At 66.0% G+C, this 10,258-nt stretch carries 7 protein-coding genes; 2 read left to right on the top strand and 5 right to left on the bottom strand.

Annotated elements, in window-relative coordinates:
* Positions 1–172: 172 nt before the first annotated feature.
* Positions 173–745 carry a Uma2 family endonuclease gene (locus ELR45_RS31160; protein ID WP_165368255.1) on the top strand — a complete coding sequence of 191 codons (573 nt, stop codon included), beginning with the start codon at positions 173–175 and terminating at the stop codon, positions 743–745.
* 27 nt (positions 746–772) lie between these two features.
* Here the strand turns inward: ELR45_RS31160 and ELR45_RS31155 are convergent, their stop codons facing one another.
* The 3 genes from ELR45_RS31155 to rhaI form a co-directional block, all read right to left on the bottom strand.
* Entirely contained in the window at positions 773–2,218 is a 1,446-nt protein-coding gene (locus ELR45_RS31155) for a rhamnulokinase (protein ID WP_129669751.1), read from the bottom strand.
* A 77-nt stretch (positions 2,219–2,295) separates the two neighbouring features.
* Positions 2,296–4,338: a bifunctional aldolase/short-chain dehydrogenase gene (locus tag ELR45_RS31150; protein ID WP_129669750.1), complete on the bottom strand. Its 2,043-nt coding sequence runs from the start codon at positions 4,336–4,338 to the stop codon at positions 2,296–2,298.
* A 196-nt stretch (positions 4,339–4,534) separates the two neighbouring features.
* A complete protein-coding gene (rhaI, locus tag ELR45_RS31145; protein ID WP_129669749.1) occupies positions 4,535–5,701 on the bottom strand; it encodes an L-rhamnose isomerase in 1,167 nt (388 codons plus the stop codon).
* A gap of 225 nt (positions 5,702–5,926) precedes the next feature.
* Between rhaI and ELR45_RS31140 the strand changes: the two genes are divergently transcribed.
* Positions 5,927–6,943, top strand: coding sequence for a LacI family DNA-binding transcriptional regulator (locus ELR45_RS31140; protein ID WP_129669748.1), 1,017 nt, complete (start codon positions 5,927–5,929; stop codon positions 6,941–6,943).
* A 12-nt stretch (positions 6,944–6,955) separates the two neighbouring features.
* On the opposite strand, the gene ELR45_RS31135 is transcribed toward ELR45_RS31140, so the two are convergent.
* Complete coding sequence (locus tag ELR45_RS31135; RefSeq protein ID WP_476704143.1) at positions 6,956–9,610, bottom strand: family 78 glycoside hydrolase catalytic domain; 2,655 nt, start codon at positions 9,608–9,610, stop codon at positions 6,956–6,958.
* 139 nt (positions 9,611–9,749) lie between these two features.
* On the bottom strand, positions 9,750–10,258 hold a 509-nt coding region (locus ELR45_RS31130; protein WP_205857622.1), incomplete at its 5' end, for a FadR/GntR family transcriptional regulator.

Raw genomic sequence — 10,258 nt, 5'->3', positions numbered from 1 at the left:
TGATTCCCACCGGACGATATCCACAGGCATCAGCGTTGTGGCCCTGAGTCGGCAGTTCATCCACAACCAGACTTTCTCCGTAGCCCGTCGTGGTCGGATCTTGGAGACTCGTGATCATGATCGGACACCTCGACTATGTGAGCAAAAGAGGAGGCAGCATATGGTGGTGGACATGGCAGCACCCGAGATGCCACTGGAGCGACTCGAGCCGTGGACGTTCGACGACCTCCTCGACCTACCCGAATCGCTGTGGCGAGTCGAGATCGTGGATGGCGGCGTTGTCATGACCCCGCCTCCCGGATCTCTGCATGAGGTCGTCTCTTACGGTGTTCGCAAAGCACTGAGCGACCTGATGCCACCCGGCTATTGGCCACTCGGGCCTATCGGGATCGATATTCATCCCACGTACCTCATCCCAGACATCGTCGTCGTCCGTGCCGAGGATGAACTTCACGACAAGAATCGCCTCGACCCGGCCGAGGTCTTCCTTGTCGTCGAGGTGGTTTCAACCGGATCTGTGTCAAACGACCGGATCCTCAAGCCGGCCAAGTACGCAGCGGCCGGTATACCCGCGTACTGGCGGGTGGAGACTCGTCCCGAGGTCAGCCTGACAGCGTACGCGTTGGCTGATGGGGCGACCGTGTATACCGAGACCGGCACATGGGGAGTCAGCGAGACGGCCTATCTGACCAAGCCGTTCGAGATGGAAGTACCAGTCGCCGGCTTCCGCTGGCCCCGCAGTTGAGCCGTGGGCCTCGAGCATTCGCACGCCTCAGAGCCAGCGGGACCAGTCGAGGTCGGAGCGCGGGTCGAAGCGTTCGACCGGCTGGGTGGCCGCGACCAGTGCCCGCGCTTCGGGGCGGCCGTCGACGACGCCCGCGGCGCGTGCCTGCACCAGGAGGTTACCCAAGGCCGTCGCCTCCGTGGGGCCGGCTATGACCGGCAGGCCGGTGGCGTCGGCGGTCAGCTGAGCCAGAAGCCGGTTCTGCGACCCGCCGCCGACGAGGTGGACGACCTCCACCTTCCGACCGGAGAGCCGTGCGGCGTCGCGGACCGTACGGGCATGTCCGACGGCCAGGCTGTCCACGATGCACCGGACGAGCGCCGGCTTGGACTCGGGCACCGGCTGACCGGCGTCAGCGCAGAGCTTGCGGATCCGGGCGGGCATGCCGTCCGGCGGCACCAGTTCCGGCGACTCGGCGTCGATGACGCTTCGCAACGCCGGTTCCCGCGCGGCCGCATCCAGAAGCTCGCCGAGACGGATCTGCTCACCCTCGGCCCGCCATGTCCGCATGCACTCCTGCAATGGCCACAATCCCATGACGTTGCGCAGGTAGCGGATGGTCCCGTCGACGCCGACCTCGTTGGTGAAGTTCGCGGCCACGCTGTCCGCGGTCAGAACCGGTGTGTCCAGCTCGACCCCGACGAGCGACCAGGTCCCGCACGAGATGTAGGCGAAGCGCTCGTCGCCGGCGGGCACCGCCGCCACGGCCGACGCAGTGTCGTGCGACGCGACCGCCCGCACCTGCAGCCTGCCGTCGTCGCCGATGCGGTCCCGAAGCTCAGGCAGAACAGCGCCGGCCATCTTTCCGGGGTTGTGGATCGCGGGCAGGATCCGTGTCGGCAGACCCAGCTCGTGGATCAGGTCGGTCGCCCACTCGCCCCGCGCTACGTCGTACATCTGGGTGGTGGACGCGTTGGTCCGTTCGGCTCCTACCGCCCCGGTGAGCGCATGGGTCAGAAGGTCCGGCATGAGCAGCATCGTCGTGGCCTTGGACAACAACGCCCTGTCCTCGGCCAACAGCTGGTACACGGTATTGAACGGCAAGTATTGCAACCCGGTCGTGCCGTAGAGCCGGTCGTCGCCGAGCCGGCCACGCACAGACTCCATGATGCCCTCGGTCCGGAGGTCGCGGTAATGCACCGGCCTGCCGAGCAGCTTCCCGTCACCGTCGAGCAGCCCGTAATCCACGGCCCAGGTGTCGATGCCCACCGACTCCAGCGTGGACTCGGCCGCGCGCGCCGTGGCGAGCCCATCGATGATTCCCTGGCGCAGCGCGTCAAAGTCCCAATACAACCGGCCGCTATCGCGGATCGGCTCATTCCGGAACCGGTGGACGACCTCGAACTCGAGCCGGTCCGCGGCCAGGCGGCCGACCAGGACTCGCCCACTCGACGCGCCGATGTCCACGGCCGCAGCGCTGAAGATCTCACTCATCCACCATCACCTCATCGTGTGCATGATGTCCGGCACACCGTGGACCTGAGCGCCACCGTGTGCCGGACGTTGGAACCTCAGCGCAGGAATGCCGCCGCGACGCCAGCGTCGACCGGGATGTGCAGTCCCGTAGTGTGGCTGAGATCCCCGCCGGTCAGTGCGAACACGGCATTGGCGACGTTCTCCGGCAGCACCTCTCGCTTGAGCAGAGTGCGCTGGGCGTAGAACGCGCCGAGTTCCTCCTCCGGGACCCCGTACACGGCGGCCCGCTTCGCACCCCATCCACCTGCGAAGATGCCCGACCCTCGGACCACGCCGTCCGGGTTTATCCCGTTGACCCGGATGCCGTGCTCACCGAGCTCGGCCGCGAGCAACCGGACCTGGTGTGCTTGATCGGCCTTGGTGGCGCCGTAGGCGATGTTGTTCGGACCGGCGAAGACGCCGTTCTTACTGGAGATGTAGATGATGTCACCACCCAGACCCTGGTCCATCATGACCCGCGCCGCTTCCCGGGAGACCAGGAACGAGCCCCTGGCCATCACATCGTGCTGAAGGTCCCAGTCCTTCACCGTGGTCTCCAGCAACGGCTTCGAGACGGACAGGCCCGCGTTGTTGACCACCAGGTCCACGCCGCCGAACGCCAGTACCGCCTGATTGAACGCCGCCGTGATCTGTGCCTCGTCGGTGACGTCCACGGTGACCGGCACTGCTACGTCGACACTGCCGATCTCGGCGGCGGTCGCCGCGGCGGCATCGCTGTTCAGATCCGCGATGACGACGCACGCGCCCTCCGCAGCCAACCGTTGCGCAGTCGCTTTGCCGATACCGGAGCCAGCGCCGGTGATCAGTGCGACCCGGGTGGCCAGCGGCTTCGGCTTGGGCATCCGCTGAAGCTTCGCCTCTTCAAGCGCCCAGTACTCGATCCGGAACTTCTCGCTCTCCGGGATGGGCGCGTACGTGGAGATCGCCTCGGCGCCACGCATCACATTGATGGCGTTGACGTAGAACTCGCCGGCCACCCGCGCCGTCTGCTTGTCCTTGCCGAAGCTGAACATGCCGACGCCGGGAACCAGCACGATCGCCGGGTCGGCACCCCGAATGGCCGGGCTGTCCGGCGTCGCGTGCCGGTCGTAGTAGGCCTGGTAGTCCTCGCGGTACGCGGCGTGCAGCTCCTTGAGACGGGTTGTGACCTCGTCGATCGGAGCAGAGGAGGGAAGATCCAGCACCAATGGACGTACCTTGGTGCGCAGGAAATGATCCGGGCAGGAGGTGCCCAGCGAGGCCAGCGGCTGCAGCTTCTCCCGGGAGAGGAACTCCAACACCGCGGCGGAGTCATTGAAGTGACCGACCTGTGGCTTGTCGGTTGAGGCAAGACCCCGGATGACCGGCGCGAGCACAGCCGCTCGCACCTGACGCTCGTCCGCCGGAAGAGCCCCATACCCGGAGACGACGGCACCGAACGGCTCGTCCTTCCCCCGCTCAGCGATGAAGCGCTCCGCTGTCTGGATGATCTCCAGCGATCGCGCCTCACATTCTTCGCTCGTCTCGCCCCAGGCCGTGATCCCATGTCCACCGAGGATGCAGCCGATGGCCTGCGGGTTGGCCGCCTTGATCGCGGCGATGTCCAGCCCGAGCTGGAAACCCGGCCGCCGCCACGGCACCCAGACCACGCGGTCGCCGAAGCACTCCTTGGTCAGTGCTTCGCCGTCAGCCGCCGTGGCGAGCGCGATGCCAGAGTCAGGGTGCAGGTGATCGACGTGCGCGACGTCGACCAACCCATGCATGGCGGTGTCGATGGACGGTGCCGCGCCGCCCTTGCCGTGCAGGCAGTAGTCGAACGCCGCCACCATCTCGTCCTCGCGCTCGACGCCCGGGTAGACGTCGACGAGCGCCCGCATCCGGTCCAGACGGAGAACGGCCAGCCCCTTCTCCTTGAGCGTACCGAGATCACCACCGGATCCCTTGACCCACAGCAGCTCGACGTCCTGGCCCGTCACCGGGTCGGTCTCGCTGCCCTTGGCCGACGTGTTGCCGCCCGCGTAGTTGGTATTGCGCGGATCGGAGCCTAGCCGGTTGCTCCGCTCGATCAACGCCGCAACTTCTGCCTGTGCAGTGGTCATTTTCCCTTCCAAGTCCTATCCGATCATCCCGTGCGCCTGAACTGAGAGGTGATTCGAGGGCGAGGTGGAAGAAAGATCTTCGAGCGATCTTCGGTCGGCGGCAGAATACGCAATCACCCACTCGAGCCGTCCGCCGACCGCGTGAGAGCGAGAAGAATTTCTTCCACTCGCCCTCGAATCACCGTGGTATCAAAGTTCAGGCGCCCCAACCTGCTTGTTGACCGCCGACCCGGTCGGCAGCGATCTTCTCGGCATAGCCGGAACGGTGGTAGGCGCCAACCGGGTCCGGGTCGAGCCCTTGCTCCTCGCGGAGCTGGGCCAGCCATGGCCGGACGTCCGTGTAGAACGCATCCATGAAGACCTGGTTCGCGCCGAGCACGTCGCCGTTCCGCTGTGCTTCGGCCAACGCGGCGGCGTCAACCTTGAGCGCCTTGGCGGTCATCTCTTGCACGTTCAGGACCGAGCGGATGATCGCCGGGATCTTCGGCTCGATGTTGTGGCACTGGTCGAGCATGAAGGCGATACCAGCCTCCGGCGCCAGCACATCCGCGTCGACGATCTCGTGCATGATGCGGAACAGCTGGAACGGGTCGGCCGCCCCGACCATCAAGTCGTCGTCGGCGTAGAATCGGGAGTTGAAGTCGAAGCCACCCAGCTTGCCGGCACGCAGCAGGAACGCCACGATGAACTCGATATTGGTGCCCGGCGCATGGTGCCCGGTGTCGATCACCACTTGGGCTTTCGGGCCAAGTTCCGTGCAGTGCACGTACGACGTGCCCCAGTCCGGCACATCGGTCGTGTAGAACGACGGCTCGAACAGCTTGTACTCCAACAACATGCGTTGCTCACCGCCGAGCCGTCCGTACGTCTCCCGTAGCGCTTCCGCGAGCCGGTCCTGCCGAGCTCGGATACTGTCCTGGCCGGGGTAGTTGGTGCCGTCGGCGAACCACAGCTTGAGTGTGTCCGACCCGGTGGCATCCATGATGTCGATGCATTCCAGGAGGTGGTCGGTCGCCTTGCGCCGGACCGCGGGGTCCGGATGGCAAACGCTTCCCAGCTTGTAGTCGTCATCCTGGAAGACGTTCGAGTTGATCGCACCGATCCGCACACCCTGGGCCTCGGCGTGCTTCGCCAGCCCGTCGTAATCGTCGACCTTGTCCCAGGGAATATGGAGCGCCACTGTGGGGGCCGCACCGGTCAGCCGGTGGACAACAGCGGCGTCATCGATCTTCTCGTACGGGTCGCGGGGTACACCCGGCTGCCCGAAGACCTTGAACCTCGTGCCCGAGTTCGCGTATGCCCACGATGCCGTCTCGACTCCCAGACGGCGGACCGCCGACGCAGCCTTCGCATTGTCAGTCATCCAGCACGCTCCTTAACTCTGTCGCGGGGGCAACAGCGCCGATGTCCTGCCTCGCCGCCGCAGCTCACGAGGGTCCTGAAACGTTTCATACGCTACGGTAGCCACTTCTTACTGTCAAGGTAACGCCGGCACGACGGTCAGGGTGAATGCACCGGTCATCGCGTACCATCGGCCGCAGAAGGCAGCGGAGGAACGCTGCCCGGCAGGTAGTCGGAAGGCATATGCATGGCACGCTCGACCCCGAACATCCGGGAGGTAGCCACACGCGCGGGCGTGTCAGTCGGCACCGTCTCCAACGTCCTCAACCGCCCCGAGCTCGTGACACCCACCACCCGCGAACGGGTCAGGGCCGCGATCAAGGAGCTGAACTTCGTCCGGAACGACTACGCGCGCCAGCTCCGGCAGGGCCGAAGCCGGACCATCGGCCTGGTCGTCCTCGACATCAGCAACCCGTTCTTCACCGACGTCTCCCGCGGGGTTGAGGACACGGTGAACCGGGAAGGGCTCGCCGTGATCGTCTGCAACAGCGACGAGAGCCTCGTCAAGGAGTCGGCACACCTCGACCTGCTGGCCGAGATGCGCGTGCAAGGCGTGCTGATCAACCCCATCGGAGAAACGACCGAGCGAATCGTCACGCTTCGAGAGCACGGCATCCCGGTCGTCCTCTTCGACCGGCAAGCGTCGTCCACCGTCGAGTGTTCCGTAGCCGTCAACGATGTCACGGGGGGAGAACAGGCAGTGACACACCTTGTCGCGAGCGGTCACCGCAAGATCGCCTTCCTCGGCGGACCATCGACGTTGCGCCAGATCCGCGAGCGACGAGAGGGTGCTGAACGTGCCGTCAGCGCCGGCGAATCAGCCGAACTGGAAGTAGTGGACACCACTGCACCTACGGTCGCCTCCGGACGCTCCGCTGGAGACAAGATCGCCATGATGTCCCCGGTCGAGCGCCCCACCGCCATCTTCTGCGCCAACGACCTCCTCGCCCTGGGCGTGCTGCAGGCACTGACCCACGCCGGAGTCCGCGTCCCACAGGACATCGCCATCGTGGGATATGACGACATCGACTTCGCCGCGGCCGCCGCGGTACCGCTGTCCTCAGTCCGTCAGCCCCGGCAGATGCTCGGTCGAACCGCAGCCGAGCTCCTCCACGAAGAGACGTCCGATACCGACCATGAACACCAGCAGATACGGTTCGAGCCCGAGCTCATCGTCCGCGATTCCAGCGCGATCATTCGGTGATCTCGCAGGGCCTCAGCCCTCTTCGATCCGCGGACGGACGATCCGTGGCTGCGGTGGGTAGCCGGCCGGCCGGTGCTCGACCCGAAAATCGTGCCGGCCTGCCTGAACCTCGATCGGTTCGTCGCCGCCCGGAACGTGCACGGTGGCCGTGCAGCTGGGCGGCACGAGGACATCCAGGGTGAAGACGTGGCCGTCCTGCCGCCAGGCCACGCGCGCTTGACCGTAAGGGGTCTCGTGCGTCGCGCCGGCGTATGTCAGGCCGCCACCCGGTTGCGGGCGTACCGTCAGATGCCGATAGCCGGGAGCACCAGGGGCGAGGCCCGCGACCGTGCGATGTAGCCAATCGGCCACCGCCCCCAACGCGTAGTGGTTGAACGATGTCATCTCGCCCGGGTTGATCGATCCGTCCGGGAGCATGCTGTCCCAGCGCTCCCAGACCGTCGTCGCTCCCATCGTCACCGGATACAGGAACGATGGACACGACCGCTCCAGCAGCAGTCGATACGCAAGCTGCGTCTCTCCGGCCGAGCACAGCGCGTCAGCGACGAGCGGCGTACCGACGAAGCCGGTACCGATCCGGTAATGGTTGTCGTGCACCAAATCGGCCAGCCGCCGGCCCGCGCGCTCCCGTTGCTCGGGCTTCTCCAACAGGCCGAACTCCATGGCCAGCGCAAAGGCCGTCTGTGTGTCGGCGGCCATCCGGCCCGTCGGCGTGACGTACTCGTCGTTGAAGGCCTCCCGCACCCGGTCGGCCAGCGCTGCGTAACGCGCGCTCGCTTCCTCCTCGCCGATGAGTTTCGCGGCATGGCCAACGACCTCGGCGGAACGGGCGAGATACGCCGTGGCCACCAGGCCGGTGTCCGTCTGAGCGGCAGCCGGGTCGTCCGGCGGAGCGCTCGGGTCGAGCCAGTCTCCTAGCTGCCATTCACAGTCCCAGAGTCCCCGGTCACCGATCTTGGCCGCGACACCGTCCACCCACGCCGTCATGCTCTCGAACTGTGCTCGGAGAATCTCTACGTCACCGAACCGCTCGTACAGGACCCACGGCACGAGCACGGTGGCGTCGCCCCAAGCGGCCGCATCGAGTCTCATGTCGACCACGTTCGGGACCACTACGGAGGGCATCCGGTCGGGTGACGCAAGCTGCTCGCAGGACAAGTCACGCAGCCAAGAGGTCAGCGTTCCCACGCAGTCGTACAAGAAGGATCCGGTCGGAGCGAAGACCTGCAGGTCCCCGGTCCAACCCAGCCGCTCATCACGCTGTGGGCAGTCCGTGGGGATGTCGACGAAGTTGCCCCGCATGCTCCACACGACGTTCTCGTGCAGCTTCTCCAGCTCGGGCTCCGAAGCCTCGAACCATCCAGTGCGCTCCATGTCCGAGTGACAGACCACGGCGCGTACGTCGGCGCGGTCCAACCGGCCCGGCCATCCCTCGATCTCGGCGTAACGGAACCCGTGGAAGGTGAAGCGAGGCTCCCACTCCTGGAGTCCGCTGTCGTTCAGGATGTATCGGTCGGTTGCCTTCGCACTACGCAACGGACGAACTCCGAGCTCGCCGTTGTCCAAGACCTCGGCATGCCGGATCGTGATCTCCTGACCGGCTTCTCCTTCGACGCGGATCCGGACCCAGCCCACCAGGTTCTGCCCGAAGTCGACGAGGATCTTGCCGCTGGGCGACGTGGAGATCTCCACCGGTTCGAGCTCCTGGGTCCGCCGGACTGCAGGGCCGGTGGGCGCAACCAAGGTCGACGCGTCGAACGGAAGCACGTTCACCGAAGACCAGGCCGACGTGTCGGTGTCGGCGTGGGTGTCGGCGTCGAGGTGGCCCGGGGACGACCAGCCGTGCCGTTCCAACCGGGCGTCGTAGACCTCGCCGTCGTAGATCTCCGAAGAGACGACTGGACTGCGGGCGCACTGCCACCGGCCGTCGGTGCCTACCAGTGTGACCCGGCCGTCGGCATGTCGGACCTCCAGCTGGGCGATCAGGCCGGCTCGGTCTCCGTACAGGTTGCGCTTGCCTTCGCCCCAGGTCAGCCGACCGCGATACCAACCCTCGCCCACGTGGCCACCGATCGCGTTCGCTCCGTCGCGGAGCAGATCGGTCACGTCGTAGGTGTAATACCGAAGCCGGTGATGATAGCTCGTCCAGCCGGGCGCGAGGACGTCTTCGCTGACCGGTGCACCGTTGATCTCCATCTCATAAACGCCGTGGGCGGTCACGTACAACCGCGCGGACTCGACGCCGGACGTGATGTCGAAGTCATGCCGGAACAGCACGGCCGGTTGCGCAACGGTGGAGTCCTCGACCCATCCGGGGCTGATCAGCTGCGCGGTCCAATCCGCGGGTCGCAACAAGCCCGCCTCGACGGCGTACCAGTCACTCCACGGCGAAGGATCTGCGCCGGAGACGCCCCACACGCGAACCCTGACGTGCCGTCGTTCTCGGGATTCCAGGGACGTCGCGGGCCAAGGGACCAGGACGGACTCATCCGACTCGATCCGCCCGCTGGACCACGGCTGGTGCGAGTCGAGTGCCCATTGCATCTGTATTTCGTAGGCCGCCTGACGCCATCCGGGAGCATCGGTCATGGTTTTCCACGACACGCGTGGCCGGCTCTCACCGATGCCAAGCGTCTCTCGATGGTGCTCAAACCGTACGTCGGTCACGAGCAACGTTGATCCTCCAGTCCGGGAGCCGACAGCACGAGGCGTGAGTCATGAAACGATTCATGATGCGTCCGTGAAATCTATCATTGTTGGCTCTCCGAGCTCACCGACCGAACACGTCACCGTGTTCTGAATGCCGTTACCGCAATCGTGTCGCTCGGTAGAAATTCTCGATATGCGCGGCCACGAGGGACGCGGCGGCCTCCCCGTCACCCTCGCGCAACGCCCCCAAGACCGCACGATGCTCACGCCGCAGCCGAGCGGCCGCCACTCCCCAGTCGGGCAGTTCGGGAACCGCAGCCATGACATAGCCGTGGATCGCTTCCCGCAGCGCCGCCATCACAGTGGACACGAGCATGTTGCCCGCGAGTGCGGACAACGTGACATGGAACTCCGCGTCGAGGAGGTGGAACTGCTCCGGCCCTAGGGTGGGATCGTCCATGGCGTCCAGCAGGCGCTCGGCCCCGTCGAGGGCGCCGTCGTTCGCCTTTCCACTCGCCTCCCGAACCGCCCAAGACTCCAGCAGGACGCGCGTCTGCACGATATCCGCGATCGGAAGGTGACTGGTGGCCAGGTGAAGACGGAGCGTCGAGGTGAGCGGTGAACGCGGCTCAGCGACGATGACCGCGCCCGCATCAGGCCCCGAGC

The organism is Phytoactinopolyspora endophytica (assembly GCF_004138495.1).
Taxonomy (GTDB): Bacteria; Actinomycetota; Actinomycetes; order Jiangellales; family Jiangellaceae; genus Phytoactinopolyspora; species Phytoactinopolyspora endophytica.
The sequence above is the reverse complement of the archived record's forward strand: the minus strand, read 5'-3'. Positions and strand labels throughout refer to the sequence as shown.

What these genes read in the sequence shown, in the direction of transcription:
- ELR45_RS31160 (WP_165368255.1), top strand. Translation starts at nt 173, where the DNA reads ATGGCAGCACCCGAGATGCCACTGGAGCGACTCGAGCCGTGGACGTTC.
- ELR45_RS31155 (WP_129669751.1), bottom strand. Translation starts at nt 2,218, where the DNA reads ATGAGTGAGATCTTCAGCGCTGCGGCCGTGGACATCGGCGCGTCGAGT.
- ELR45_RS31150 (WP_129669750.1), bottom strand. Translation starts at nt 4,338, where the DNA reads ATGACCACTGCACAGGCAGAAGTTGCGGCGTTGATCGAGCGGAGCAAC.
- rhaI (WP_129669749.1), bottom strand. Translation starts at nt 5,701, where the DNA reads ATGACTGACAATGCGAAGGCTGCGTCGGCGGTCCGCCGTCTGGGAGTC.
- ELR45_RS31140 (WP_129669748.1), top strand. Translation starts at nt 5,927, where the DNA reads ATGGCACGCTCGACCCCGAACATCCGGGAGGTAGCCACACGCGCGGGC.